This is a genomic window from Streptomyces venezuelae (genome assembly GCF_008642315.1).
In the GTDB taxonomy this organism is placed as follows: domain Bacteria; phylum Actinomycetota; class Actinomycetes; order Streptomycetales; family Streptomycetaceae; genus Streptomyces; species Streptomyces venezuelae_D.
In genome coordinates, this window is record NZ_CP029192.1 from 5,864,012 (window position 1) to 5,889,927 (window position 25,916).

The following is a 25,916-nucleotide window of genomic DNA, read 5'->3' on the forward strand; positions in this document are numbered from 1 at the left end:
GTGGGGGATTCTTCGCGGAACCTGCGCGAATCGGGGGATGGAGGGGGTAGGGGGGAAGGTCTGTCGCGGGCCCGCGACCGGTTCCGTCGGCGCGGACATCTTCCCGGCCGCCGAGGAGCTGGAGCCCGATCTTCCGGGGCGGGTGCGGCCCCGCTGCAACAACTTCCGTACCGGGAAAGGGGTGTGACCAGGGTCACGTTGTGGCACCGTATACGTCTGCGCGCCCGCGCACTGGGTAGGGCTGCCGAGACCTGCCCCCTGAAAAGGAGCTCCCACGTGGCCGCTTCCGCGAATCTTCTGCTGTCCGCGCTCTCCAAACAGGTCTCCCACCCCGACTCGGGCCTCGACGGCTCCTGCTCCTGCGGCTGCATCGAGCCGCCCCTCACCAGCGAGCCCCCGCTCGCCGACGCGGCGCCGCTGACCAGCGAGCCGCCACTCGCCGACGCCGCCCCGCTGACCAGCGAGCCGACCTCCACCGGCACCGCGTCGGGCCTGGACTTCATGGGGGTCTGATGCCCCTTTCCCGGCTGGCCGCTTCGTACGGCGTGGCCACCTCCTACTCCCCGTCTCCGGGGCGCACCGTCCCCGCCACCGACACCGCGGTGATCGCCGCCCTGGCCGCGCTGGGTGTGGACGCGAGCACCCCGCAGGCGGTCCGGGCGGCGCTGACGGCGCGCGAGGCGGAGCGGGCCGCCCGTCTGCTGCCACCGACCGTGGTGGCATGGACGGACGGCCCCCTGCCCCCGCCCCTCGCGGCGCTGCCGCCGGGGACGTGGGTGCGGGTGGAGCCGGAGGACGGCGGCGCGGCGGTCGAGTGGGAGGCGCCGACGGACACGCTCCCCGAGACGCTGCCCCCGGGCATCCACCGGCTCCGCGCAGGGAGCCGGGACCCGGGTCCGGGCACGGCTCCACGGCCGGGCACGACTCAGCGGCCGGGCGCTGCTCCGAGCGTGAGCGCCGCTCCGAGCGCGGGTGCCGCTTCGAGCGCGGGTGGCGCTCCGGGTGCGGGTGCCGCTCCACGGCCGGGCGCGGCTTCACGGTCGGGCACGGCTCCGCGGCCCGGTGCCGCCCCGAGCGCGGGTGGCGCTCCGGGTGCGGGTGCCGCTCCACGGCCGGGCACGGCTCCGCGGCCGGGTGCCGCTTCGAGCGCGGGTGCCGCTCCGAGTGCGAGTGCCGCTCCGGGCGTGAGCGCCGCTCCGAGCGCGGGTGCCGCCCCGCAGCCGGGTGCCGCCCCGCAGCCAGGCCCGGACGGCGGCGGCGAGGCCGCATGGCTCATCGTCGCTCCCCGGCGCGTCAAGACGCCGGGGCGGCGCACGCACGGGCTGCTCGTCCAGCTCTACTCACTGCTGTCCCAGCGCTCCTGGGGCATGGGCGACCTCGGCGATCTCACCGAGCTCTCCGCCTGGGCCGGGCGCACCCTCGGGGCCGGCTTCGTGCAGGTCAATCCGTTGCACGCCGCCGTGCCGAGCCCGCCGGAAGGTCCCGGCGGCGACCCCTCCCCGTACCGCCCCTCGTCCCGCCGGTTCCCCGACCCCGTACACCTGCGCGTCGAGGCCGTCCCCGAGTACGCGTACCTGACGGGCGAGGCCCGCGAGCGGGTCGACGGGCTGTGCCGGACGGCCGGACTGCTGCGGGACGCCGTGCTCCGGCAGGGCGCGCTCATCGACCGCGACGCGGTCTGGGCCCTCAAGCGCGAAGCCCTGGAAGTACTGCTCCGCGAGGTGCCCCTCGGCCCCGGCCGCAGCGCCGCGTACGACGCCTTCCTCGCCGAGCAGGGCGCCGCCCTGGAGGACCACGCCACCTGGAACGCGCTCGCCGAGATCCACGGGCCCGACTGGCACTCCTGGCCGGCCGCCTTGCGCGACCCGGCCTCGCCCGGCACCGCCCGCGCCCGCCGCGAGGCGATGGACCGCGTCGACTTCCACTGCCGGCTCGCCTGGCTCACCGACACCCAGCTGGCCGCCGCCCAGCGCACCGCGCGGGAAGCGGGCATGGACATCGGCCTCGTGCACGACCTCGCGGTGGGCGTGCACCCGGGCGGCGCCGACGCCTGGGCCCAGCAGCGGCACTTCGCCCCGCGCATGTCGGTCGGCGCCCCGCCGGACGCCTTCAACGCGCGCGGCCAGGACTGGGGCCTGCCGCCGTGGCGCCCCGACCGGCTCGCCGAGTCCGGGTACGCCCCGTACCGCGCCCTCCTGCGCGGCCTGCTCCGCAACGCGGGCGCGCTCCGCATCGACCACGTCATGGGCCTGTTCCGGCTGTGGTGGGTCCCCGAGGGCCGCGAGCCCACCGAGGGGACGTACGTCCACTACGACGCCGAGGCGATGCTCGCCGTCCTCGTCCTGGAGGCACACCGCGCCGACGCCCTCGTCATCGGCGAGGACCTCGGCACCGTCGAGCCCGGCGTCCGCGAGACCCTGCGCGAGCACGGCGTGCTCGGCACCTCCGTGCTCTGGTTCGAACGGGACTGGGAGGGCACGGGCCGCCCGCTCCCCGCCGGTGCCTGGCGCGCCGACTGCGTGGCCACCGCCACCACGCACGACCTGCCGCCCACCGCCGCCCGCCTCACCGGCGAGCACGTCCAACTCCGCCACGACCTAGGCCTGTTGACCCGGCCCCTCGCGCATGAGCGGGCGGAGGCGGCCGCGGACGTGCACGAATGGCTGGGGGTGCTCTCCCGGCTCGGGATGCTGTCCGACGGCGTCGGGTGCGAGGAGGACGAGATCCGCGCCGTGCACCGCTTCCTGCTCGCCACCCCGGCCCGCATGATCGGCATCTGGCTCCCCGACGCCGTCGGTGACCGCCGCCCGCAGAACCTCCCCGGCACCTGGGACCAGTACCCCAACTGGCGGCTGCCCGTCGCCGACGCCGCCGGACACCCCGTCACCCTGGAAGACCTGGCCGCCTCCCCGCGCCTGCACGCCCTCATGGCGGTGTTCCGGGAGAGGGTGCGGCGAGGGGACGGGCCGGGTGAAAGCGCCCGTACGGCACCCCCGGGCGCGCACCCCGTTTAGGAGTTCGCTACGTTGGCACCGTGGACAAGAAGAACGCACTGCGCGCCGGCGCCCTGGCCTCCGGCACGACGCTGATGATGCTGCTCATGTCGTCCCCCGCGTTCGCGGCGCGCGACGACGGTGACGACCCGGGCCCCGGCCTGAGCGTCATCGACACGCTCGGCCTGTACGTCGCCGCGCCCATCGTGCTGTTCCTGGTGATCGCGGGCCTCGTGATGGTCGGCGACAAGTCCCGGAAGCAGCAGAAGCAGGGCTGACCGGCCCTCTCTCACTCCCGCACCACTTTCACGCCGAGGGCACCCTCGGGCGACGTCCCCCGTACTCCGTACGGACGTTGCCCGAGGGTGCCCTCGGCGTGCTTGCGCGTTCACCCGCTCACGGCTGCTCGGCCGTCAGATAGCGCTGGAGCGTCGGCGCCAGCCAGTCCGTGATCTCCTCCCGTGTCAGCGCCGCCGACGGCGGGAACCGCAGCACGTACCGCGTCATGGCGAGGCCCAGCACCTGCGCGGCACAGAGCGCCGCCCGCGTCGGCGCCTGGGCCGGGTCGGGGCAGACCGCGAGCGCGACCGGCAGCAGTTGCTCGCCGAAGACGGTCCGCATGCGCTCTGCCCCCGCCTCATTGGTGATGCCCACCCGAAGCAGCGCGGTGAGGATCTTGTCGCCCTCCCAGATGCTGAGGAAATGCGTCAGGAGCGCCCTTCCCACCTCCTCCCTCGGCACTTGGGACAGGTCCGGCAGGCGCAGGTCGACCGAGGTGGCGGCGGCGAAGAGCTGCTCCTTGTTGCCGTAGTAGCGCATCACCATCGCGGGGTCGATACGGGCGTCCTTGGCGATGGCGCGGATCGTCGCACGCTCATACCCGTCCGTGGCGAAGCGCTCGCGGGCCGCGGAGAGGATGCCGGCGCGGGTCGCGTCGGAGCGGCGGGGCGGCAGGTCGGCGTCGGGGGCGTCGGGAGCTCTCTCGGTCATGCCGACAAACGTAGGTCAACGACTGTTGACAGTCCATAGCCGCGGATCTACGTTGGCCAACAAGCGTTGACTAACACGTGTGGGCATTCAGGAGGCTGTTATGGACGGCATGACCGGATGTATAGGCGCCACCGAGAACACGCACACCATCGAAGACGCCCCGGCCATCGGGGGCGCGGCCGCGGCTGGGAGCGCGGGCACGGCTGAGGGCGCGGGCTCCCGCCTCCGTGCCGTCGCGGTCGTGGGCGCGGGCCCCACCGGGCTCCTCCTCGCCGGGGACCTCGCTGCCGCGGGCGTGCCCGTCACCCTCGTGGAGAAGCGTCCGCGCGCCATCAGCAACCTCTCCCGCGCGATCATCGTGCACGCCCGCACCTTGGAGTTACTCGACGCGCGGGGCCTCGCCGACGAACTGGACGCCATGGGCGGGCCGTTCGGCAGGCTGCGCCTGTTCGACAGCGTCTCGCTCGACATGTCGGACCTGCGCTCCCGCTACAACTACGCCCTGTCTCTGCCGCAGTACGAGGTGGAGCGGGTTCTGGAGCGGCGCGCGATGGCGGCCGGGGTGCGTTTCGTCCACGGGGCCGAGGTGGTGGGGCTCACGCAGGACGCACACGGCGTGACCCTCGAAGTCCGCTCATCCGGCGGTGAGTCGAGCGAGATCCGGGCCGCCTACGCGGTCGGTGCCGACGGTCTGCGCAGCGGCGTGCGCAAGGCGGCCGGGGTGCCCTTCCCCGGCAAGTCCGTGATTCGCTCACTCGTCCTCGCCGACGTCAGGTTCTCCGAGGAGCCCGAGGGGGTCCTCGCCCTCAAGTCCTCCGGTGACGCCTTCGCCGTCATCGTGCCGTTCGCCGACGGCTGGTACCGCGTCGCGGGCTGGAACCGTACCCGCGACGTTCCCGACAGCGAGCCGGTCGACCTCGGCGAGCTCAGGGAGATCGTCCGGCAGGTGTTCGGCCGCGACTTCGGGATGCACGGCGCCCGCTGGGTGTCCCGCTTCCACAGTGACGAGCGGCAGGTGCCCGACTACCGCGTGGGCCGGGTCTTCCTCGCCGGGGACGCCGCGCATGTCCACTCCCCGGCGGGCGGCCAGGGCATGAACACCGGTCTGCAGGACGCCGCGAACCTGAGCTGGAAGCTGGTCGCCGCCGTCAACGGCCGTGCGCCGCGAGGTCTGTTGGACTCCTACCAGGCCGAGCGGCACCCGGTCGGCAGGGCGGCGATGCGCAGTAGTGGCAGGGTCGTCAGGCTGGCGATGGCCAGGCGCCCCTGGACGCTCGCCGTCCGTGCCGCGTTCGCCGCCGCCGTCAAGCACGTGCGCCCGATGCGCACCAAGCTCGTCGGCCAGGTCACCGGAGTCGGTCTCGCGTACCCGGCCCCGAAGGGTGCCCACCGTCTGGTCGGGCGTAGAGCCCCCGACCTCGCACTCAAGGAGGGGCGGCTCTACGAAGCCCTGCGCGCGGGGGAGTACGTGCTCGTCGCCCCGGAGGGTGCGGGGCACGCGACGGGTCGCGCGGTCCCGGCCCAGTGGCGCAGCGCCCGCCGCACGACGCTCCTGGTCAGACCCGACGGGTACGTGGCGTGGGCCGCCGAGGGCGCGGACGCGGGGGCGGTGGCCGCGGCGCTGAGGGAGCACAACATCACTTGAGGACTGAACTGTTCGCTTTTCCTTCAAAGATCAAGCCAAAAGATTCGATGGACCTGATGTGTTCGGAGGTGTCACGGTAGTCCCGCAACGCACCGAGTCCCCGCCGCGGCGGGGAGAGAGGCAAGGGATACCCCGTGGCCGTCCTGGACCAGACCCCCACCCGCACCGCACCGGCCGCCGCGAAGGCGGCCGCGCGCCCCGTCGGCATCGGGCTCGCGCTCGCGGCTCTCGCCACCGTCGTCTGGTCGGGCAGCTTCGTCACCTCCCGCGCCCTGCACGATTCCGTGCCGCCCATTCAGCACGCGTTCTGGCGCTGGATCATCGCCATCGCCGCGGTCGCGCCGTTCGCGGCACGGCAGACCTGGCGGCAACGGCACGTCCTGCGCGAGCACCGCAAGTTCCTGCTCGTCGCCGCCCTGCTGGGCGTCACCGTCTACAACACCCTGGTGAACCAGGCCGGCATGACGACCACCGCCGGCAACATGGGCATGATCATGGCCGCGTCGCCGGTCCTGATGGCCGTCTACGAACGGCTCGGCGGCGCCCGGCTCGGCGCACGGCGCGTCACCGGCATGCTCGTCGCCTGCGCGGGAGTCCTGCTCCTGGTCAGCAAGGGCTCGCTCGCCATGGACTTCGCGGTCGGTGACCTCTGGATCATCGCGGCGGCGCTCTCCTTCGGCTCGTACAGCGCGCTGCTCAAGCGCAAGCCCAAGGAGATCGAGGGGCTCCCGTTCCTCTTCGCGACATTCGTGCTGGGCGCGCTGATGCTGCTCCCCGTCTTCGCGGCGAGTTACGCGCTCCAGGGCGGCTTCGAGCCCACGGCCGAGACGGTCTCGCCCCTCCTCTACGTCGGCGTGGTGTCCTCGGCGGTCGCCTTCTTCGCCTGGAACAAGGCGATCTCGATCATCGGCGCGGCCCGCGCCGGAGTCATCTACTACCTCCAGCCGGTCTGCGTCGCCCTCCTCTCCTTCGCGGTGCTCGGCGAGGCGATGGGGTGGCTCCAGGTGCTGTGCATGGGGCTGATCCTCGGCGGCGTGGTGCTCGGCGCGGCCCGTACGAAGTAATGCTCCTGACCAGTCGGTACGTTGGCCTCATGAGCGAGTGGGACATCAAGAAGCTGCAGATCCTGCGCACGTTGAGCGAGCGGGGGACGGTGACGGCGACGGCGCAGACCCTGCAGATGACGCCGTCGGCCGTCTCCCAGCAGCTGTCCAACCTCGCGAAGCAGCTCGGCGTACCGCTTCTGGAGGCGCACGGGCGCCGGGTCCGCCTCACCGACGCGGCGCACCTGGTGCTGCGGCACGCGGAGGCGGTCTTCGCCCAACTGGAGAAGGCCGACGCGGAGTTGACGGCGTACGTGCAGGGGGAGGCGGGGGAGGTGCGGGTCGGCGCGTTCTCGACCGCGGTGCCCGCGCTGGTCGTCCCCGCGGTGCGGGCGCTGCGGGAGGCGGCGCCCGGCATCTCCGTACGGGTACGGGAGACCGAGGCCGCCCAGGCGTACGAACTCCTCGCCGCCGGCGAGGTCGACATCGCGCTCTCCCTGGCCGTCCAGGCGCCGGCCGCGGTGGACGCGGACACGCGGTTCACCCGGGAGTCCCTGCTCGCGGACCCGCTGGACGTGGCGCTGCCCGGCGACCACGCGCTCGCGTCCGCGCCGGGCCTGCGGCTCGCAGACCTCGCGGGTGAGCCGTGGATCTTCGGGGGGAGCGGTCCGTGGTCGGAGATCACCCGGGCGGCGTGCGAGGCTGCGGGCTTCACACCCACCCAGGGTCACTCGGCGTCCGGCTGGACGTCGATCCTCGCGATGGTGGAGGCGGGGATGGGGGTGGCGCTGGTCCCCCGCATGGCGGCGGTACGACGGGACGGCGTCCAGATGCGTGAGCTCTCCGAGGACCACCCGACGCGCCATGTGGTCGCCGCGGTGCGTCGTGGGGCGGCGACGGGGGTGGCGGTGTCGCGCGTGCTCGTGGCTCTGCGCGAGGCGGTCCCTCACAGGGCCCGGTGACAACTCCTCCGGCCCCGCCCAGCCCCGGTCCCCGCGCTCCGCGCGGGGCTTCCCCACCCACCCGCCCTTTCACCTGCCCGGAGCCCCCAGGCAGGGGTGGGACGGTGCCGGTGGCGTTTCAGGGGCGCGGGGAACTGCGCGAGCAAGCACCTACCGCCCGCAGGCGGGGGACGGGCGGGGGTGTTTCAGGGGCGCGGGGAACTGCGCGAGCAAGCACTCACTTCCCGCAGGTGGGGGACGGGCGGGGGTGTTTCAGGGGCGCGGGGAACTGCGCGAGTAGTCACCCGCCGGCCGCAGGTGGGAGAGGGAGGCGCCGGGACGGGGCCGGGCCAGGTGTCGTTCTTGCCTGGCCCCGTCCTGGGTGATCGTCAGAGATCCGCAGCCCGCGCCCGCAGGGCGCGTTCCACGCCCGCCCGGGACTCCGTCACCAATCGCCGCAACGCCGCAGACGGCTCCGCCGAAGCCAGCCACGCGTCCGTCGCGTCCAGCGTCTCCTGGGAGATCTGCAGCGACGGGTAGAGCCCGACGGCGATCTGCTGGGCCATCTCGTGGGAGCGGGAGTCCCACGCCCCCTTGACGGCGGAGAAGAACTTCTCCGCGTAGGGAGCGAGGAGTTCACGCTGGTCCGTCTGGACGAAGCCGCCGATCACCGCCTCCTGGATCGCGTTCGGGAGGGTGTCCGACTCGACGACCGAGGACCACGCCGCCGCCTTCGCCTCCTCCGTGGGCCGCGCCGCCCGCGCGTACGCCGCGTGCCGCTCGCCCGCGGCCGTCTTGTCCCGCTCCAGCTCCGCCGCGATGCCCGCCTCGTCGAGGCGGCCGGTCGCCGCGAGCCGCGCCACGAACGCCCACCGGAGCTCCGTGTCGACGGCTAGGCCGTCCACGGCCTCCGTGCCGTCCAACAGCCCCTCCAGCAGAGCGAGTTCCTCCTCCGTGCGCGCCGTCGCCGCGAACGCGCGGGCCCACGCCAGCTGGTGGTCGCTGCCCGGCTCCGCCGAGCGGAGGTGCGAGAGCGACGCCGCGGTCCACCGCTCCAGCGCCGCGTCCCGGCCCGCCGGCGCCGCGTACAGGTCGAGCGCCAGCTTCACCTGGCGGTGCAGCGACTGCACGACGCCGATGTCGGACTCCTTGCCGATGCCGGAGAGCACCAGCGACACATATGCCCGCGTCGGGAGTTCCGCGTCGCGCGTCATGTCCCACGCCGACGCCCACGACAGCGCGCGCGGCAGCGACGCCTCGAAGTCGCCGATGTGGTCGGTGACGAAGGCGAGGGACTCGGTGTCCAGGCGGACCTTCGCGTACGACAGGTCGTCGTCGTTGAGGAGGATGACCGCCGGGCGGGCCTTGCCCACCAGCGCGTCCACGGCGGTCAGTTCGCCGTCGACGTCCAGCTCCACGCGGTCCGTGCGCAGCAGCTTGCCGGACGCCTCGTCGAGGTCGTAGAAGCCGATCGCGATGCGGTGGGGGCGCAGGGTGGGCTCGCCCTTGGCGCCCTCGGGGAGGGCGGGGGCCTCCTGCTTGACGGCGAAGGACGTGATGACGCCCCGCGTGTCGACGTCCACGACCGGCCGCAGGACGTTGATGCCCGCCGTCTCCAGCCACTTCTTCGACCAGGTCTTCAGGTCGCGGCCGCTGGTCTCCTCCAGCGCGCCCAGGAGGTCGGAGAGGCGTGTGTTGCCGAAGGCGTGGCGCTTGAAGTACGCCTGCACGCCCTGGAAGAACTCGTCCTCGCCCACGTAGGCGACGAGCTGCTTCAGGACGCTCGCGCCCTTCGCGTACGTGATGCCGTCGAAGTTGACGAGGACGTCGTCCAGGTCACGGATCTCGGCCATGATCGGGTGCGTGGACGGCAGCTGGTCCTGGCGGTACGCCCACGTCTTCATGGAGTTGGCGAACGTCGTCCACGAGTGCGGCCACTTCGAGTCCGGCGCGTACGCCTGGCAGGCGGCCTCGGCGTACGTGGCGAACGACTCGTTCAGCCACAGGTCGTTCCACCACTCCATGGTGACCAGGTCGCCGAACCACATGTGGGCCAGCTCGTGCAGGATCGTCGCCGCCCGCACCTCGTACGCCGCGTCCGTCACCTTGGAGCGGAACACGTACTGGTCGCGGATGGTCACCGCGCCCGCGTTCTCCATCGCGCCCGCGTTGAACTCCGGCACGAAGAGCTGGTCGTACTTGGCGAAGGGGTACGCGTAGTCGAACTTCTCCTGGAACCAGTCGAAGCCCTGCCGGGTCACCTCGAAGATCGCGTCGGAGTCCAAGAACTCGGCCAGCGACGGGCGGCAGTAGATGCCGAGCGGCACGGACTGGCCGCCGGGGCCCTCGTACGACGAGTGCACCGAGTGGTACGGGCCGACGATGAGCGCCGTCACGTACGTCGACATGCGGGGCGTCGGCTCGAACGTCCAGACGTCGTCCTTCGGCTCCGGCGTGGGAGAGTTCGAGATCACCGTCCAGCCCGTCGGCGCCTTCACGGTGAACTGGAACGTCGCCTTCAGGTCGGGCTGCTCGAAGGACGCGAAGACGCGGCGGGCGTCCGGCACCTCGAACTGCGTGTACAGGTACGCCTGCTGGTCGACCGGGTCGACGAAGCGGTGCAGGCCCTCACCGGTGTTGGTGTAGTCGCAGTCGGCGACCACCTTCAGCTCGTTCGTGCCGGCCTGCAGGTGCCGCAGCGCGATGCGCGAGTCGCGGAACACCGCGCCGACCTCAAGGGCGTGACCGTTGAGGACGACCTCGTGGACCGCGGGGGCCACCAGGTCGATGAAGGTCTCCGCGCCCGCCTCCGCGGAGTCGAAGCGCACCGTGGTCACGGACCGGTAGGTGCCTCCCTCCTGCGCGCCGGAAAGGTCGAGATCGACCTCGTACGAGTCAACGGTGAGCAGCTTCGCCCGCTGCTGCGCCTCTTCGCGGGTCAGATTGGTGCCGGGCACGCGGTCATCTCCTCGGGTACGACTTGTGGTCTTGTGGATGAGAAGTGTCGGGTCGAAGTACCGGGCCGGAGCATCGGGTCTTCGGCGGTGCGACTTGTGGTGTTTCCGGCCATCCTTCCATGCCCCGTCGGATGGCCGCCCGGCCCATTGTTCTCCCGCTGCCGTGCGGTTACGCTCCGCGCGTTCGCACCCGTCCCGACAGGGCCGCCGACCACGGCCGCAAGGGCGGGGCGGGGACCACAGGGGGATGCGGGAGATGCTGGGGACCGAGAGGCCGGCCGACACCGGCCCGGCCGCGCGACGGCCATGACCGACGTACTGGTGGCGGGCGCGGGCATCGGCGGGCTCACCGCCGCGCTCAGCCTGCACGCGGCGGGCATCGACGTGCGGGTGGTGGACGCCGCCGAACAGCTGCGGCCCGTCGGGGTGGGCCTCAACCTGCTGCCGTACGCGGTGCGGGAGCTGACCGAGCTGGGGCTCGGCGACGAGCTCGCGGCGACCGCCGTCGCCCCCGAGGCGATGGTCCACTTCGACCGGCACGGCAACCGCATCTGGGCCGAGCCGCGCGGCCTCGCCCTCGGCTACCGCTGGCCGCAGTACTCCGTGCACCGCGGCGCGCTCCAACTGCTCCTGCTCGACGCGGTCCGCGACCGGCTCGGCGACCACGCCGTCCGCACCGGCACCGCCTTCGTGCGGCTCGCCGAGCGTGAGGGCGGCGGACTGCGGGTGATCCTGCGCGACATGGCGCGGGCCAGGGAGTACGGCGTACGGGTGCGGGCGCTGGTCGGCGCCGACGGGCTGCACTCGGCGGTGCGGGCCGTGCTGCACCCCGGTGAGGGGCCGCCGCTGTGGAACGGCATCCGGATGTGGCGCGGCACGGCCGAGTGGCATGCGGTGCTCGGCGGGCGGACCGTCGCGGTGGCGGGCAGCAACACCGCCGCGAAACTCGTCGTCTACCCCATCTCGCGGCCCTACCAGGAGCGAGGCAGGGCGTTGCTGAACTGGGTGGCGGAGGTGCGCTTTCCGCCCACCTACCGCCACGGCCACGCGGGGCCCGCCGACTGGAACCGCTCCGGGCGGCTCTCCGATGTCCTGCCGCACTACGCCGGGTGGCGCATCGGCGACCTGGACGTCCCCGCGCTGCTCGCCGCCACGCGGCACATCCTGGAGTACCCGATGGTCGACAGGGACCCGCTGCCCCGGTGGGGCCACGGCCCGGTCACGCTCCTCGGCGACGCGGCACACCCGATGTACCCGGTGGGGTCGAACGGCGGCTCCCAGGCGATCCTCGACGCGCGTGTCCTGGCCCGCTGCCTCGCCCACACCGCGCCGGACCGCGAGGCGGGGCTGCGGGCGTACGAGGGGGTGCGCCGCGAGACGGCCAACGCGGTCGTCCTCGCCAACCGCGACATGCCGGCGGACCGCATCCTGCACGCCGTCGCCGAGCGCGCCCCCGACGGCTTCGACCGCGTCGAGGACGTCCTGACGCCGGAGGAACTGGAGGAGCTGAACGCGGCGTACCGCAGGACGACGGGCACGGACGTGGCGGAACTGAACGGGCGGGGGTCCTGGGGGGTCGGTTGAACGGGGCCGGGGGGCGGGCCGCAGTACGACGTCCGAAATCCGCCAGCCCCCGCCCGCCCCACGCGTGAGGCTCGCCCCATGACCACCACGCATACGCGCACCGCCCACACGCGCACCGCCCACACCCCGCTCCCCATCGCCCCCGAGGTCCTCGTCCGGCTCCGTGACACCGACGACGCCGGGCGGCCCTGCGTCCCCTTCGTCGACGACGAGGGCGGCGACCCGCTCCGCTGCTGTCTGCGGCCGGTCGCCCCCGGCGAGCGCATCGCCCTCGTGTCGTACGCGCCGCTGCGCCGCTGGGCCGCCGAGACGGGCGCGGAGCCCGGCGCCTACGACGAGCAGGGCCCCGTCTTCATCCACGCCGACCCCTGCGCGGGCCCGGCCGAGGAGCCGGGCGGCTACCCGTTCTCGCGGGCCGGCGCGCTGCGCACGGTCCGCCGGTACAGCGCCGATGGCCACATCGTCGGCGGCCGTCTCCTGGAGATCCCGGAGGACGAGGAGCGGGGCTTCGACGCCGCCTTCGACGAGGCCTTCGCCGACCCGCGGGTCGCCCTCGTGCACGTCAGGGCCGTGGAGTACGGCTGCTTCCACTTCGAGGTGCGTCGGCAGGGCACGGCCTGACGGTCACCCCTCGTCCGCCGCCACGGCCACGGCCCGCGCGAACTCCCGTACCCGCTCGGTCTCCCCGCCCCTGCGCCACACCATCCCGAGCACCGAGTCGGGGAGCCCCTCGACCGGCACGAAGACGACGTCCTTGCGGCCGTGGTACTCCGCCGTGGGACCGCACAGCAGCATCGCCGCCCGGTCCGCCGCCACCAGCGTCAGCCCCTCCTGGAGCGTGCGGACCTCGGGCGCGGGCGGGCCCGAAGGGGCCTGCGCCGCACGCCAGTAGGCGGGCGCGGGACCGGCCGCCGCGATCAGCGGCGTGTCGGCGAGCTCCGCGGCGGCGAGCGAGGGACGCCCCGCGAACGCGTGCCGCACCGACACGGCGACGGTCTGCCGCTCGCTGGAGAAGACCGGGCCGAGGACCAGGTCCGGCTCGGCGACCGGCAGCAGCACGATCCCCGCGTCCACCTCGCCCTCCCGCACCGCCCCGAACGGATCGGCGAAGGGGATCTCCACGATCTCCGTCGCACAGGCCGGATGCCGCTCCTGGAACACCTCGATGGCCCGCATCAGCCGGTCGTCCGCGGTGCCCTGGAACCCGATCCGCAGCGTGCCCTCCACCCCGCGCGCCGCATCCCTCGCCCGTGCCACCACCGCAGCCAACTCGGCGTACGACGGCCTGAGTTCGGCCAGAAAGCGTTCCCCGAGAGTGGTCAGGGACACCCGTCGGCTCGTACGCTCCAGCAGGCGCGCGCCGATCCGCCGCTCCAGGGCGGCGAGTAACTGGCTGACCCGGCTCTGCGATATGTACAGCCGCTCGCCGGCCCGCCCGAAGTGCAGCTCTTCGGCAAGCACCAGGAAGCACTCCAGCTCCCGGATCTCCAGCCCGTTCCCGCTCATGGCGCGCGGTCCCTCTTCCTTGATCGCCCGGTTCCGCCGGACCGTCACGTATCGATGAATCCGGCTCATTCAAGGATGAGATCATCCGCGTTGTTCCCGGGCGGGCACCCCCACAGGGTGGATGCCATGTCACAGAGCACCCGCATACCCATGCGGACCGTCTCCTTGCCGCCCCCGCGCGGCCGCCTCGCCGTCCTCGCCGTCGCCGCGGCCACCTTCTCCGTCGTCACCACGGAGATGCTGCCCGTCGGACTCCTCACCTCCCTCGGCGCCGGACTGCGTGTCAGCGACGGCACCGCGGGTCTCGCCGTCACCCTGCCCGGCCTCGTCGCCGCGCTCGCCGCCCTGCTGCTGCCCGTCGCCATGCGCCGCGCCGACCGGCGCACGGTCCTCGCCCTCCTCATGGCGCTGCTCGCCGCCGCCAACGTCGTCTCCGCGCTCGCGCCCGTCTTCGCCGTCCTGCTCGTCGCGCGCGTGCTGGTCGGCGTCTGCATCGGCGGGGTGTGGGCCATCGCGGCCGGGCTCGGCGTGCGGCTCGTCCGCGCGGAGGGCGCGGGCCGCGCCACCGCGGTCATCTTCAGCGGGATCGCGGTGGCGTCGGTGCTCGGCGTGCCCGCGGGCACCCTTCTCGGCGAACTCGCGGGCTGGCGCTGGGGGTTCGCGGCGCTCGCCGCGCTCGCCCTCGGCGTCGCCGGGCTCCTCGCCACCGTGCTGCCCCGGCTCCCCGCGGACGAGGGCATCCGGCTCGGCGTGTTCCCCGCACTCCTGCGCATCGGCCGGCTGCGCGCCGGACTCCTCGCCGTCACGCTCCTGGTCACCGGCCACTTCGCCGCGTACACGTACATCCGCCCCGTCCTGGAGCGGGTGCCCGGCATCGGCGCGGGCCTGATCAGCGGGCTGCTCCTCGCCTACGGGACGGCCGGCATCGTCGGCAACTTCGCGGGCGGCGCCGTCGCGGCCCGCGACCCGCGCAGGGCACTGCTCGCGATCTGCGCGGGGCTCGCCGCCGTGGTGCTGCTCATGGTGCCCGCGGGCGCCTCGCTCGCCGCGTCGGTGGCGCTGCTCGTGGCGTGGGGCCTGGCGTACGGAGGGGTCTCGGTCTCCGCGCAGAACTGGGTGATGGCCGCGGCACCGCACGCCCGTGAGGCGGCGTCGGCGCTCTTCGCGGGCGTGTTCAACGTGGCGATCGCCCTCGGCGCGTTCGCGGGCGGCCGGGTCGCGGACAGCCGGGGGGCCGGTGCCGTGCTCTGGCTGGGCGGCGGCCTCGCGGGGCTCTCGCTGGTGGCCGTGGCATGCGCGAAAGGGGCGGCCACCCGCGAAAGGTGACCGCCCCTCGGAGACGCAGCAGGGATCAGCCCTTGAGCTCCGCCGCGACCAGCTCCGCGATCTGGACGGCGTTCAGTGCCGCGCCCTTGCGGAGGTTGTCGTCGGAGATGAAGAACGCGAGGCCGTTCTCGACCGTCTCGTCCTTGCGGATGCGGCCGACGAACGAGTCGTCCTTGCCCGCGGCGACCAGCGGCGTCGGCACCTCGGTGACGACGACGCCCTCGGCGGCCTCAAGGAGCTCGGTGGCGCGCTCGGGGCTCAGCGGACGGGCGAAGCGGGCGTTGACCTGGAGGGAGTGGCCGGTGAAGACCGGGACGCGCACACAGGTGCCGGAGACCTTCAGCTCGGGGATCTCCAGGATCTTGCGGGACTCGTGGCGGAGCTTCTGCTCCTCGTCCGTCTCGTTCAGGCCGTCGTCGACGACGGAGCCCGCCATCGGCAGGACGTTGTACGCGATCGGCGCGACGTACTTGTCGGGCTCGGGGAAGTCGACCGCCGAGCCGTCGTGCGTGAGCTTGGGCGCGTCCTCGCCGACCTTCGCGACCTGCTGGTACAGCTCCTCGACACCGGCGAGGCCGGAGCCGGAGACCGCCTGGTAGGTGGCGACGACGAGCGCTTCGAGGCCCGCCTCGGCGTGCAGCGGCTTCAGGACGGGCATCGCGGCCATCGTGGTGCAGTTCGGGTTCGCGATGATGCCCTTGGGGCGGTCCTTGATCGCGTGCGGGTTCACCTCGGAGACCACGAGGGGGACCTCGGGGTGGCGGCGCCAGGCGGAGGAGTTGTCGATCACGACGGCGCCCTGCGAGGCGACCTTCTCGGCGAGGGCCTTCGAGGTGGCGCCGCCCGCGGAGAACAGCACGATGTCCAGGCCCGTGTAGTCGGCCGTGGAGGCGTCCTCGACGGTCACGCCGTCGATGACCTTGCCCGCGCTGCGGGCCGAGGCGAACAGGCGCAGCTCGTCGGCCGGGAACTTACGCTCGGCGAGGATCTTGCGCATGACCTTGCCGACCTGACCGGTGGCTCCGACGATTCCGACCTTCACAGGGACTTCCTCCATATGTGCGTGCGGCCTCGTGACCTCGGCCGGTCTGTGGGGGGTGGCTCCATGATGCGTCTCTCCAGTGCCGCGTTGTCCAATCCATTGTCCGAGGTGCGGGACGCCACATTTGCCGGGCGCGGCCGTGAACCTTTCGGGCGCCCCGGGCGTCGTAGGGGAAACGCGGGGACGGGAGGGGCACATTGCTGCGCAGGAAAGCGCGCCGCGCGCCGACGGATGCCGGGGGAGCGGACCCGCTGGACGCCGCCCAGGAGGACCGGGTCCGTGCGGTGCTCGCGCTGGGCGGGGTGCCGCACGCGGACCTGCCCGACGGGGTGCAGCAGGTCAGGCTGAAGCTCCTGGAGCGGGCGGCGGACGGGCGCGAGGCGCCGCGTGACGTGTCCGCGTGGGCGGCGGTCGTCGCCTCCAACCTGGCCATGGACTGGCACCGGGCGCGGCGAAGGCAGGAGCGGCTCGGGGAGCGGCTCCAGGTGCTGTGGCGCGAGGCCACCGACGAGGACGGCGCGGAGAAGCGGGCCACCTCGCTGGCGGTCGCCGAGGGGCTCGGCGCGCTGCCGGACGCCCAGCGGCAGGTGGTGGTCCTGCGCTTCTACGCGGACCTTCCGGTACGCGCGATAGCGGACGAACTGGGCATTCCGGAGGGAACGGTCAAGAGCAGACTGCACACGGCGGTACGGCTCCTGCGGGCGCGGCTGCACGAAGGGGAGGTGGTGTGACGTGCGGGACAAGGAGTTCGACGCGCTGATGACGGCGATCACGGGCGAGCCGGTGCCGGACGAGGCACTGCGCGACCCCGGCTTCGCCGCGGCCCACGAGGCGGCCGTGGCGGACGTGGCCCTGCTGCGGGAGCGGCTCGGCGCGGTGGGCGACGCGCTGGCGTCGGCCGGGCCGGAGCCCGAGGCCCCGAAGGAGCGCGCGGTGCCGCTCCGGCCCGCGCGCGGGGCGTCCCGGCGCTACCTCACCATCGCGCTCGGCGCGGTCGCGGCGACGGTGGCCGCCGCCATGGTCGGGGGACTCGCCTGGCTCGCGGTGGACGCGGGCCAGAGCGCGGGAGACTCCGACAAGGCGGACACGGCGTCGGGTGCGAAGAGCCGGCCGGAGGGGAACGCGGACGCGGACCTGAGCGCCGAGGGATTCGTGGCGTGCTCGCGGCTCATCGTGGAGGGCACGGTCACGGCGGTCGACCCGTTGCCGGGCGGGCTCCAGGACCGGATCACGGTCGACGTGACCCGCCATCTGAAGCCGGCGTCGGGGAAGCCCGCGGTCACGTTCCCCATGGACCAGGCGGTGGAGCCGCGCCTGAAGAAGGGCGACCGCGTCCTGATCACCATCGACGAGGGCTCCGCGGAGCCCGCCAACTGGGCCGTCGGCAAGGAACGCGACCGGCTGCGCGCGATGATCCTCAAGGCCCTGCCGGACTCGAAGAAGATCAAGTGCGACGGCTGACGGGGAGCGGCCCCGGAGGCGGAGAAGCGCCGGACGGACTCGTTGCCGAGCCCGTCCGGCGCCTCAAGGAACCAGCGGTGAACCAGCGGTCCGTTACGGCGTGACCTTCTCCACCTTCACGCTGCCGCTGCCCGCGACCGTGCCGCCCGCGTTCAGCAGGGACACCTCGCCGAACAGCTCACGGCCCTCCGCGGCCGGGGCCTTCGCCTCGACCTTGGCGTCGACCTGCGCCGACGCGCCGTTGGCGAGCTTCACCGTCTTCGACTCGTCGACGGTGACCTGGCCGAGCGCGCCCGAGAAGAAGACGTCGCGGTAGTCGTACGCGGTCGAGCCGGACGGCACCGAGTAGCCCGTCACCTCGATCGTGTACGTACCGGCGGCCGGCTTGTTCAGGCTGACCGACTCCTCCGAGTCGCCCTCCGCCGATGAGCCCACGACCACGCCGTCCTTCTTCACGGCGAGGTCCAGGTCGGCGGCGACGTCCGCGGGAGAGCCGATGGCGACGTCGAGACGCTCCGCACCCGCGGGCACGACGACCTCGGTGGTCTGCGTCTCACCCTGCTTGATGGCGGGCCGCGCCGACTTGGACGAGCCGAGCGAGCCGCCCTTCAGCTTGCCGTCGACGGCCGCGAAGTTGTTCGTGGCCTTCCAGGAGACGGGCGCCGGCGTGCCGACCTTCGCCTCGGGCAGCTTCTGCACGGCCGGGTCGAAGTCGACGCCGAGCGTGGCGACGTTCAGCTTGTACGGGTTGTCCAGCAGCGGCGACGTACGGCGCGACTCGACCTCGATCTCCCAGACACCGGCCTGCGGCTGCGCGTACGCACGCAGGTCCGGGCGGCAGGTGTTGGCCGGGTTCTCGTAGTTCGGGTAGCAGACGATCGACGAGGTGGAGTCGACCGGGACGCCGTACGGGTGCACCGCGATGAAGCGGGTCTGGCTCTTGCCCTTCAGGCCGCCGAGGGAGACCTCCAGGGACTTGGCGCCCTTGGGGACCGTCACGAAGTACGACTTCGGGGTGTTGCGCTGCGTGGAGTCGGACGCCGAGAAGGTGTACGACGGCTTGGCGAGCGGCGCCGAGACGACGACCGTCGACATGATCTGCTGGTCGATGCCCTCGGTGCGCTCGTCGTCGACGGCGAGGATCGCGCTGTGCAGACCGGCGGACTTGGCCTTCGCCTGGACCTTGACGGTCACCGGCTTGTTCAGCGGCAGCGTGATCTCGTCGTCGCCGAGCAGCTTGAAGGTGGACTCGTGGTTGTTGACCAGGTCCAGCTCGTGGCGGACGCCGCGGTCCGGGCCCGAGGTGCGGGTGATCGTGACGTCGTACGTCCGCTTCTGGCCGGTCTTCAGGCCGCCCTCGCGGTCGTAGATGCCGGTGCCGGGCTTCTTCAGCTCCTGCTCGAGGGCGGTGTCGACCGGGGCCTTCACCGTGTACTCGTGGGCCTTCGCGCCGTCCTCGATGGCCTCCCAGGCGTCCACGACGTTGATGAGGCCGGTGCCCTGCGCGTACGCCTGCTCGCCGCGGATGCGGTCCGCGGTCGAGGTCAGCGCGGTGCGCAGCTTCGCCGGGGTCAGGTCGATCTTCTCGCGCTTGGCGGCGGAGAGCAGCAGCGCAGAGGCGCCCGCGGCCTGCGGGGACGCCATCGAGGTGCCCTGCAGCATCGAGTAGCCGGCCGGGAGCTGGTAGCCGGCCTCGGTGACAGGGGCGCCCGGGAGCCAGGTCTGCGTGGTGTTGATGGCCGAGCCGGGCGCCGAGATGATCGGCGCGAAGCCGCCGTCCTCACGCGGGCCGCGCGAGGAGAACGGCATCATGGCGTACGAACGCTCCACCTGGGAGCCGTAGTTGGCGGCCCAGGTCTCCTTGGAGATCGCGGCGCCGACCGAGATGACCTTGTCGGCGAGACCCGGGTCGCCGATGGTGTTCGCGCCGGGGCCGCTGTTGCCCGCGGAGATCACCAGCTGGACGCCATAGGTGTCGATGAGGCGCTTGTAGAGCTCGGCGCGCGCGTTGTTGCCGTCGTTGAGCGCCGGCAGGCCGCCGATCGACATGTTCACGATGTCGACGCCGCGCTTGGTGACGAGGTCGATCATGCCCTCGGTCAGCGCGACGTTGGTGCAGCCGCCGGTCCAGGTGCAGGCGCGCGAGGAGACCAGCTTGGCGCCGGGGGCGGCGCCGTTCATCTTGCCGCCGAACAGGCCGTTGGCCGCGGTGATGCCCGCGACGTGCGTGCCGTGCTCGGACTCGATGACACCGATGTTGACGAAGTCGGCCTTCTTGCCGACCCAGTCGCCGCCGTACGGGTCGGTCGGCACGTCCTTGCGGATCTCGACGACGAACGGGACGCGCTCGACGACGTCGGTCGCCGGGTCGTCCTTGCCGAAGTAGGCGACCTGGTGGTCGTCCTTGTACGGCTTCATCGGCTCGTCGTCGGTGAAGTCCTTGTTGTCGTTCAGGTCGACGCGGACCGTTCCGGAGGCCGGGTCGTAGAGCACGCCCCAGCTGTCGGTGGTGTCGCCGTCCCGGTTGATGTCGCCCTTGGCGTCGCCGCCGGTGGTGGCCGACTCCAGGAAGCGGTTGACCTGGAAGGAGCCCTCCGGGGCCTTCCACGTCGCGCCGTTCCAGGTGAAGACGGGGCCCTTGACCGGGTTGGTCATGCGGCGCCAGGTGCCGTCCGCGTCCACGATCGGGTCGGTCGCGGTCACCCAGTCGGTGATCTTCCGCTCGCCGGTCGTGGTCTTCTTCAGCGCCGGGTGGCCGAGGTCGATGCCGGAGTCCAGGATGCCGATGGTGACGCCCCGGCCGTCCGCCTTGCGGTGCTTCTTCACGAAGTCGACGGCGCCGGTCTCGGCGGACGGGTTGTACGGGTTGTCCGCCGGGGTCTTCCTGCCCGGACCCGGGTACGTGCCCTTGGACCCGGCCTTCGCGCCCTTGGCGCGGTCGGCGGCGGGCGTCGGGTCGTCCAGCTCGATCTCGTGCCGCAGGTCGATGGCGTGCACGGACGACAGCTTCGACGCCGACTTGATCGCCGCGTCGGCCTTGGCGGTCGGCACGGTCGCGCGGACGTAGCCGAGCTTGTCGTAGGTGCGGCCGACCGAGCCGCCCTTGACGCCGTCGAGCTGGTCGGCGACCTGCTCGGTGGCACCGGGCGCGGTGGCGACCATCATCGTGACGGTCTTCTCGCCGTCCGCCTTGGCGTCGGCGAGCAGGTCGGCGTCGGCCGACCCGAGCTTGCCGCCCGCGGACTTGGGGGCGGGCACGGGCGTCTCGTCCGCCGCGAAGGCGTAAGGGGCGGCCCCGGTCGCGCAGAGCGCGGCGGTGAGACCGACGGCTATCGCGAGACGGGGCGCGCGTCTGGCGCTGGAACTGGATCTGGGCATCGGCATCCCTGTGCGTGAAGGGCGGGAAGGAGGGTCGATACGGTCCGGTTTCCGGGCAGGTCCGGAATCCGGGGCCGGATGACCGCTCAGCCTTACGCAAGTGACAGCTGTTTGGGGAGAGTTGTCCGAGCTGTGATCAGGGCGTGACGCAATTCCGCCATACGCCATGGCGGACAAGCCGCTGTATAAGCGGACATGGTTTGCCGGAGAGCCCCGTCGGGAGTCCGAACCGCCTAGCGTCAACCCGTGCACAAAGAACTCCGGGTGGCGGCCTACGCCGTATGCGTACGGGACGGACAGGTGCTGCTCGCCCGCTGGGTCGCCGGTGACGGCAGCAAGCGATGGACACTGCCCGGCGGCGGCATGGATCACGGCGAGGACCCCTACGACACGGTGATCCGGGAGGCCGACGAGGAGACCGGATACGTCGTCGAACCCGTCGCCCTCCTCGGCGTCGACTCCCTGCGCCGCCGCTACCCGCGCAGACTCGGCGCCGTCGCCGACTTCCACGGACTGCGGATCGTGTACGAGGGACGCATCACCGGCGGCGCGCTGCGCCACGAGACCGACGGATCCACGGACCTCGCCGCCTGGCACCCCCTGGACACCGTGCCGGACCTCGACCGCGTGGGGCTCGTCGACATCGGCCTGGAGCTGTGGCGCACCCGCCCGGCCGACGGCCACGCACCCGCCGCGGGACCGGCGCACTGACCCTTCGTACCGCCCCCTCTTCCCCGAGAAGTGAACGCGGAGTGACCGCTTCCTCTCCGCCGGAAGAGGGGTGCGTGACCGCACAGGGTGCCGACTGATCCACGTACGGTGATCGGCGCTGCCCGTTGCCGCCTCGTTCACGCACACGCCACCCCCGCTGCCAACGATCCAGTACATGCAGCGCATACGCTCTGTCGCCACCGCAACCGCCACGGCCGCCACCGGCGCCGCCGCCGGACTCGACCGCCGTGCCCTGCTCGCCGCCGGCGGAGCGGTCACCCTCTCCGCCGGCATCGGCTACGCGCTGGGCCCCGGCGCGGGCTCCGGAAACGCCGCCCCCGCCGACCGCGCCACCGTCCCGCGCTCCCGCCCGGCGCCCGCGGCGCCCCTGATGCCGTACAAGAACGGCACCACCCTGCTCACCGCGGCCGCCCCGCACGGCACCACCGGCTACCGGCGCCTCGGCGACGGACCGGCGTGGCCGCGGGTCGTCCGCGGCGACCTCGCCGCGGCCAAGCCGGGCCGCGAGGAGCGCAGGACCGCGCTCGCCGCCTTCGTGCAATTCACCGACCTGCACCTCGTCGACGTCCAGAACCCGCTGCGGTACGAGTACCTGCGCGCCCAGACCGCGAGCGCCTGGCGGCCCCACGAGTCCCTCTCCGTGGCGGGCGCCGTCGCCCTCGTCGAACGGGTCAACGCGCTGCGCGGCGCCCCCGCCACCGGCGCGCCCCTGCACTGCGTCGTGACGACCGGCGACAACACCGACAACAACTCCCGCGCCGAACTCGACTGGTACCTCAAGGTGATGAGCGGCGGCCGCATCACGCCCAACACGGGCGACCCGCGCCGCTACGAAGGCGTCCAGTCCAGCGGCCTCAAGCTGTACTGGCACCCGGACGACTCCCTGCGCGACGCCGACAAGCGCCTCGGCTTCCCGCATCTGCACGGCTTCCTCGACGCCGCGATCCGCGAGGTCAACAGCCCGGGCCTCGGCCTGCCCTGGTACTCCACCGTCGGCAACCACGACGCCCTGCCCGGCGGCTGCTGGGCGCCCCGCGACCCGTACCTCACCGAGTTCGCCACGGGCGGCAAGAAGCTGATGTCCCTCGACGAGACGCGCGGAGCCGCCCTCTGGAAGGCGGTCAAGAAGGGCCACGACCCCAAGGGCGCCCGCTTCAAGGAGCTCCTCCAGGGCGAGAAGCGGCGCATGCGGTCCGTCACGCCGGACGCGTCCCGCGCCCCCTTCACCCCCGCCGAGTACCTCCAGGCCCACCTCGACCCCGCCCACACGGGCGCCGGCCCCATCGGCCACGGCTACACCCAGGAGAACCTCGCCGCCGCCACCCAGCACTACTCCTTCCGCATCAGCGACGACGTGCTCGGCATCAGCCTGGACAGCACCGACCCCGGCGGCCACTACGAGGGCTCGCTCGGCACCGCCCAGCTGCGCTGGCTGGAGGGCGAACTCAAGGCCAACGAGCGGCGCTCCGGCGGACCTTCGTACGTCGTCGTCCTCAGCCATCACACCAGCAGGACCATGCGCAACCTCCGTCACGACCCGGCGCGCCCCGGGGAGGCCCGGCACGGCGGCGACGAGATCGTCTCGCTGCTCGGCCGGTACCGCTCCGTCCTCGCCTGGGTCAACGGGCACAGCCACAAGAACGCCATCACCCCGCACCGCACTCCGCACGGCGCCTTCTGGGAGGTCTCCACCGCCTCGCACATCGACTTCCCGCAGCTGGCGCGGGTGGTCGAGCTCACCGACAACCACGACGGAACGATTTCGCTCTTCACCACGCTCATCGAGTCCGCCGCCCCGCACCGCACGGATTTCGCCGATCTCTCCCAGACGGGGCTGGCCGCGCTGTACCGCGAGCTGTCCTTCAACGCCCCCGGCGCGAAGCCCGCGTTGGGCGGCGAGGCGGGCGACCGGAACACGGAACTCGTGCTGCGAAAGGGCTGAATAGGGCTCAACCCCCGCGAGCGGCTCAACCCTGAGCACCCGGCCACCGGTCACCCCGGCCGACGACAGCCGGACGGCGACGTCCGGGACCGGAAGGCCGGGAGGGGCAGGACATGACAGTACGCAGCGGGAGAGCAGGGGTGACGGCCGCGGTCGCCGTGGCGGCGGCGATGACGGTGACGGCCGGGGCGTTCGCGGCGCCCGCGCTCGCCGCGCCGCCCGGAGCGGGCGAGGGACACCGCGCGACCCTGCGGGCCATGAAGGCCGCCCTGAACGAGGCCGCGCCCGGCGTCACCGTGCAGGCCAAGGACCGGCACGGCCCCTGGAACGCCGCCGCGGGCACCGGCGACCTCGCCCGGCACACCCCGCGCGGTGCCCACGACCACTACCGGATCGGCAGCATCACCAAGACCTTCGTCGCGACCGTGCTCCTCCAGCTGGAGGCCGAGGGCCGCCTAGACCTGGACGACACGATCGGCCGGTGGCTGCCGGGCGTCGTCGAGGGCAACGGCCACGACGGCGACCGGATCACGGTCCGCCAGGTCCTCAACCACACCAGCGGCATCTACGACGTCACGTCCGACGACGAGTTCCGGCGCAAGGTGTTCAGCGAGGAGTTCCTCGACCACCGTTACGACACCTGGACCGCCGAGCAGCAGATCGCCCTCGCCGTGCGCCACGAGCCGGACTTCGCGCCCGGCACCGACTGGAAGTACTCCAACACCAACTACGTCATCGCCGGAGAGCTCATCGAGCGGATCACCGGCCATCCGTACGCGCAGGAGATCGAGCGGCGCATCATCGAGCCGCTGGGCCTGCGCGCCACCTCGGTCCCCGGCACCGATCCGACCCTCCCGAAGCCGAGTTCACGGGCGTACACCAAGCTCTCCGACGAGCCCGACGCCAGGAACCACGACGTGACGGAGCTGAACCCGACCGTGGCGGGCGCGGCGGGCGGCATGATCTCCGACTCGGCCGACCTGAACCGCTTCTACGCGGCGCTGCTGCGGGGGAGGCTCCTGCCGAAGAAGCAGCTCGCGGAGATGAAGACCACCGTCCCGAAGGGGGAGGACCGGCCCGGTCAGCGGTACGGCCTCGGCCTCGAACCGTTCAGGACCACGTGCGGCACGGTCGTCTGGGGCCACGGCGGCGACATCCACGGCTCGGCGTCCGCGGCGGTCGCGACGCCCGACGGCAAGCACGCGCTGGCGCTCGACTTCAACGGTCCCGGCGGCGAGCGGGAGCCGCTCCTCGACGCGGAGTTCTGCGGGAAGGGCTGAGGCGGGGCACTAGCTGGGCAGCACCACGACGTACGCCGCCGGCTCGCGGTCCGTCGACGCCATCAGGGCCGTCCGCACCACGGTGGCCTGCTGCTCCAGTGAGTCCCTGAGCTTCCTCGGGGTGATGTGGACGACGGTGATGCCGAGCCGCTCCAGGTGCTCGCGCTTGCGGACGTACTCGGACCACACTGCCTCGTCCTCCGGCTTCAGGCCCTGCCGGGGCGCCCGCGTGTCCAGCTCCACGGCCACGGCCTGGTCGGGCCAGTAGGCGTCGACGCCGCCGAGGTGCGGGCCGCCGGGCAGCCGCAGGTCGACGTTCCACATCGGGTCGGGCAGACCGTGCTCGGCGACCATGCGGTACAGCCGGTCCTCGGCGATGGCCCGCCCCTCGGCGATCAGGGAGTCGACGGCGTCCACCACGTGCGGACGGGAGAGGAGACGCGCCTGGGTCAACTCCCGGACGACCGCGGCGGGTTCGCAGTGGCCGCCGCGCACCGCCTCGGTGAGCAGCCGCCGCACCGCCCCCGCGTCGGCGAGCTGCGCCACCGCGTCGGCGAGCGCGCGGGGCACGGGGGCGACCGGAACTCCCGTGATCTGCTGGGGAGTCGGCAGCGCGGCGCTGCGCACGAGCCGGGTGAAGCCCACGGAGCGCAGGCGCCGGGTGCGGGGCACCAGGACGTCGATGCGGTCCAGGGAGAGCAGCGGGGGAGCGGACGAGAAGCGGTGCAGGGCCAGCGCGGCGAGCCCGGTGATCATCGCGTCGGCGTAGACGGCGTGCGGCTCGCCCGCGCGGGGCTGGGAGGGCACGGCCCTGGCCTCGCGTGCGGGCAGGCGGCCCGCGTAGAGCAGGGCGCCGTGCAGCCGCTCCTCGCTGGTCGGCGGGCCGGGGTGCAACAGGCAGACGCCGGGCAGGAGTTGCTGCCAGGGGCCGCCGGGCCGGCAGTGCGCGCCGGCGTCCGCCGCGGAGACGCCGTGCTCGCCGAGCTGGGCCGTGCTCATGACGCGCAGCTGGACGTCGGCGAGGTGCGTGAGGGGGAGGGGGGAGAGCGGGGCGTTGTGGTTCATGACCCGGTCGTTCCCGCGCCCCCTCGCCCCG

20 protein-coding genes are annotated in these 25,916 nt (G+C 73.0%); 14 read left to right on the forward strand and 6 right to left on the reverse strand.

Annotated features, from left to right (window positions below; translation table 11 throughout):
- The first annotated feature begins 276 nt into the window (after window positions 1-276).
- The 3 genes from DEJ48_RS25710 to DEJ48_RS25720 are packed head-to-tail and all read left to right on the forward strand — an operon-like array spanning window position 277 to window position 3,271.
- Entirely contained in the window at window positions 277-513 is a 237-nt protein-coding gene (locus tag DEJ48_RS25710; protein WP_150167796.1) for a hypothetical protein, read from the forward strand.
- Complete coding sequence (gene malQ, locus DEJ48_RS25715) at window positions 513-3,014, forward strand: 4-alpha-glucanotransferase (RefSeq protein WP_150218624.1); 2,502 nt, start codon at window positions 513-515, stop codon at window positions 3,012-3,014. The genes DEJ48_RS25710 and malQ overlap by 1 nt, the downstream gene beginning before the upstream one ends.
- Window positions 3,015-3,034: 20 nt before the next feature.
- Window positions 3,035-3,271 (forward strand): hypothetical protein, encoded by a 237-nt coding sequence (locus DEJ48_RS25720; RefSeq protein WP_055569298.1) that lies wholly within the window; start codon window positions 3,035-3,037, stop codon window positions 3,269-3,271.
- Window positions 3,272-3,389: 118 nt separating this feature from the next.
- On the opposite strand, the gene DEJ48_RS25725 is transcribed toward DEJ48_RS25720, so the two are convergent.
- The gene (locus tag DEJ48_RS25725; protein WP_150218625.1) at window positions 3,390-3,983 is read right to left on the reverse strand and encodes a TetR family transcriptional regulator; all 594 of its coding nucleotides are present in this window, start codon (window positions 3,981-3,983) and stop codon (window positions 3,390-3,392) included.
- A 109-nt stretch (window positions 3,984-4,092) separates the two neighbouring features.
- Between DEJ48_RS25725 and DEJ48_RS25730 the strand changes: the two genes are divergently transcribed.
- The 3 genes from DEJ48_RS25730 to DEJ48_RS25740 all read left to right on the forward strand — a co-directional run bounded on the left by DEJ48_RS25730 (window position 4,093) and on the right by DEJ48_RS25740 (window position 7,633).
- A complete protein-coding gene (locus DEJ48_RS25730) occupies window positions 4,093-5,628 on the forward strand; it encodes an FAD-dependent monooxygenase (protein ID WP_150218626.1) in 1,536 nt (511 codons plus the stop codon).
- Window positions 5,629-5,771: 143 nt separating this feature from the next.
- Entirely contained in the window at window positions 5,772-6,692 is a 921-nt protein-coding gene (locus DEJ48_RS25735) for a DMT family transporter (protein ID WP_150221396.1), read from the forward strand.
- A 29-nt stretch (window positions 6,693-6,721) separates the two neighbouring features.
- Window positions 6,722-7,633, forward strand: coding sequence for a LysR family transcriptional regulator (locus DEJ48_RS25740; protein ID WP_150218627.1), 912 nt, complete (start codon window positions 6,722-6,724; stop codon window positions 7,631-7,633).
- Between the two features lie 368 nt (window positions 7,634-8,001).
- Here the strand turns inward: DEJ48_RS25740 and pepN are convergent, their stop codons facing one another.
- On the reverse strand, window positions 8,002-10,569 hold the full coding sequence (pepN, locus tag DEJ48_RS25745) for an aminopeptidase N (protein WP_150218628.1): 2,568 nt from the start codon (window positions 10,567-10,569) through the stop codon (window positions 8,002-8,004).
- 306 nt (window positions 10,570-10,875) lie between these two features.
- On the opposite strand from pepN, the gene DEJ48_RS25750 reads away from it, so the two are divergent.
- A complete protein-coding gene (locus DEJ48_RS25750; protein WP_150218629.1) occupies window positions 10,876-12,153 on the forward strand; it encodes a flavin-dependent oxidoreductase in 1,278 nt (425 codons plus the stop codon).
- Window positions 12,154-12,231: 78 nt separating this feature from the next.
- On the forward strand, window positions 12,232-12,774 hold the full coding sequence (locus DEJ48_RS25755) for a DUF1203 domain-containing protein (protein ID WP_150218630.1): 543 nt from the start codon (window positions 12,232-12,234) through the stop codon (window positions 12,772-12,774).
- A 3-nt stretch (window positions 12,775-12,777) separates the two neighbouring features.
- Here DEJ48_RS25755 and DEJ48_RS25760 read toward each other — a convergent pair whose 3' ends face one another.
- Window positions 12,778-13,659, reverse strand: coding sequence for a LysR family transcriptional regulator (locus DEJ48_RS25760; protein WP_150218631.1), 882 nt, complete (start codon window positions 13,657-13,659; stop codon window positions 12,778-12,780).
- 126 nt (window positions 13,660-13,785) lie between these two features.
- On the opposite strand from DEJ48_RS25760, the gene DEJ48_RS25765 reads away from it, so the two are divergent.
- The gene (locus DEJ48_RS25765; RefSeq protein ID WP_150218632.1) at window positions 13,786-14,985 is read left to right on the forward strand and encodes an MFS transporter; all 1,200 of its coding nucleotides are present in this window, start codon (window positions 13,786-13,788) and stop codon (window positions 14,983-14,985) included.
- A 25-nt stretch (window positions 14,986-15,010) separates the two neighbouring features.
- Here DEJ48_RS25765 and DEJ48_RS25770 read toward each other — a convergent pair whose 3' ends face one another.
- Window positions 15,011-16,027, reverse strand: coding sequence for an aspartate-semialdehyde dehydrogenase (locus DEJ48_RS25770; RefSeq protein ID WP_150218633.1), 1,017 nt, complete (start codon window positions 16,025-16,027; stop codon window positions 15,011-15,013).
- A 197-nt stretch (window positions 16,028-16,224) separates the two neighbouring features.
- Here DEJ48_RS25770 and DEJ48_RS25775 point away from each other — a divergent pair, with 197 nt between their 5' ends.
- The gene (locus DEJ48_RS25775; protein ID WP_150218634.1) at window positions 16,225-16,758 is read left to right on the forward strand and encodes an RNA polymerase sigma factor; all 534 of its coding nucleotides are present in this window, start codon (window positions 16,225-16,227) and stop codon (window positions 16,756-16,758) included.
- A 1-nt stretch (window position 16,759) separates the two neighbouring features.
- Entirely contained in the window at window positions 16,760-17,488 is a 729-nt protein-coding gene (locus DEJ48_RS25780; protein ID WP_150218635.1) for a hypothetical protein, read from the forward strand.
- Window positions 17,489-17,581: 93 nt separating this feature from the next.
- Here the strand turns inward: DEJ48_RS25780 and DEJ48_RS25785 are convergent, their stop codons facing one another.
- The gene (locus tag DEJ48_RS25785; RefSeq protein WP_223832203.1) at window positions 17,582-20,866 is read right to left on the reverse strand and encodes a S8 family serine peptidase; all 3,285 of its coding nucleotides are present in this window, start codon (window positions 20,864-20,866) and stop codon (window positions 17,582-17,584) included.
- Window positions 20,867-21,112: 246 nt separating this feature from the next.
- Between DEJ48_RS25785 and DEJ48_RS25790 the strand changes: the two genes are divergently transcribed.
- The 3 genes from DEJ48_RS25790 (at window position 21,113) to DEJ48_RS25800 (ending at window position 24,820) form a co-directional block, all read left to right on the forward strand.
- Window positions 21,113-21,577 (forward strand): NUDIX hydrolase, encoded by a 465-nt coding sequence (locus DEJ48_RS25790; RefSeq protein WP_150218637.1) that lies wholly within the window; start codon window positions 21,113-21,115, stop codon window positions 21,575-21,577.
- A gap of 175 nt (window positions 21,578-21,752) precedes the next feature.
- Window positions 21,753-23,540, forward strand: coding sequence for a TIGR03767 family metallophosphoesterase (locus DEJ48_RS25795; RefSeq protein WP_150218638.1), 1,788 nt, complete (start codon window positions 21,753-21,755; stop codon window positions 23,538-23,540).
- 113 nt (window positions 23,541-23,653) lie between these two features.
- A complete protein-coding gene (locus DEJ48_RS25800; RefSeq protein WP_150218639.1) occupies window positions 23,654-24,820 on the forward strand; it encodes a serine hydrolase domain-containing protein in 1,167 nt (388 codons plus the stop codon).
- 9 nt (window positions 24,821-24,829) lie between these two features.
- Here DEJ48_RS25800 and DEJ48_RS25805 read toward each other — a convergent pair whose 3' ends face one another.
- Window positions 24,830-25,885 (reverse strand): hypothetical protein, encoded by a 1,056-nt coding sequence (locus DEJ48_RS25805; RefSeq protein WP_150218640.1) that lies wholly within the window; start codon window positions 25,883-25,885, stop codon window positions 24,830-24,832.
- Between the last annotated feature and the right edge of the window lie 31 nt (window positions 25,886-25,916).

Coding starts and splice junctions, on each gene's coding strand:
- malQ (WP_150218624.1), top strand. CDS start 513: ATGCCCCTTTCCCGGCTGGCCGCTTCGTACGGCGTGGCCACCTCCTAC.
- DEJ48_RS25725 (WP_150218625.1), bottom strand. CDS start 3,983: ATGACCGAGAGAGCTCCCGACGCCCCCGACGCCGACCTGCCGCCCCGC.
- DEJ48_RS25730 (WP_150218626.1), top strand. CDS start 4,093: ATGACCGGATGTATAGGCGCCACCGAGAACACGCACACCATCGAAGAC.
- DEJ48_RS25740 (WP_150218627.1), top strand. CDS start 6,722: ATGAGCGAGTGGGACATCAAGAAGCTGCAGATCCTGCGCACGTTGAGC.
- DEJ48_RS25750 (WP_150218629.1), top strand. CDS start 10,876: ATGACCGACGTACTGGTGGCGGGCGCGGGCATCGGCGGGCTCACCGCC.
- DEJ48_RS25755 (WP_150218630.1), top strand. CDS start 12,232: ATGACCACCACGCATACGCGCACCGCCCACACGCGCACCGCCCACACC.
- DEJ48_RS25760 (WP_150218631.1), bottom strand. CDS start 13,659: ATGAGCGGGAACGGGCTGGAGATCCGGGAGCTGGAGTGCTTCCTGGTG.
- DEJ48_RS25765 (WP_150218632.1), top strand. CDS start 13,786: ATGTCACAGAGCACCCGCATACCCATGCGGACCGTCTCCTTGCCGCCC.
- DEJ48_RS25785 (WP_223832203.1), bottom strand. CDS start 20,866: ATGCCCAGATCCAGTTCCAGCGCCAGACGCGCGCCCCGTCTCGCGATA.
- DEJ48_RS25795 (WP_150218638.1), top strand. CDS start 21,753: ATGCAGCGCATACGCTCTGTCGCCACCGCAACCGCCACGGCCGCCACC.
- DEJ48_RS25800 (WP_150218639.1), top strand. CDS start 23,654: ATGACAGTACGCAGCGGGAGAGCAGGGGTGACGGCCGCGGTCGCCGTG.
- DEJ48_RS25805 (WP_150218640.1), bottom strand. CDS start 25,885: ATGAACCACAACGCCCCGCTCTCCCCCCTCCCCCTCACGCACCTCGCC.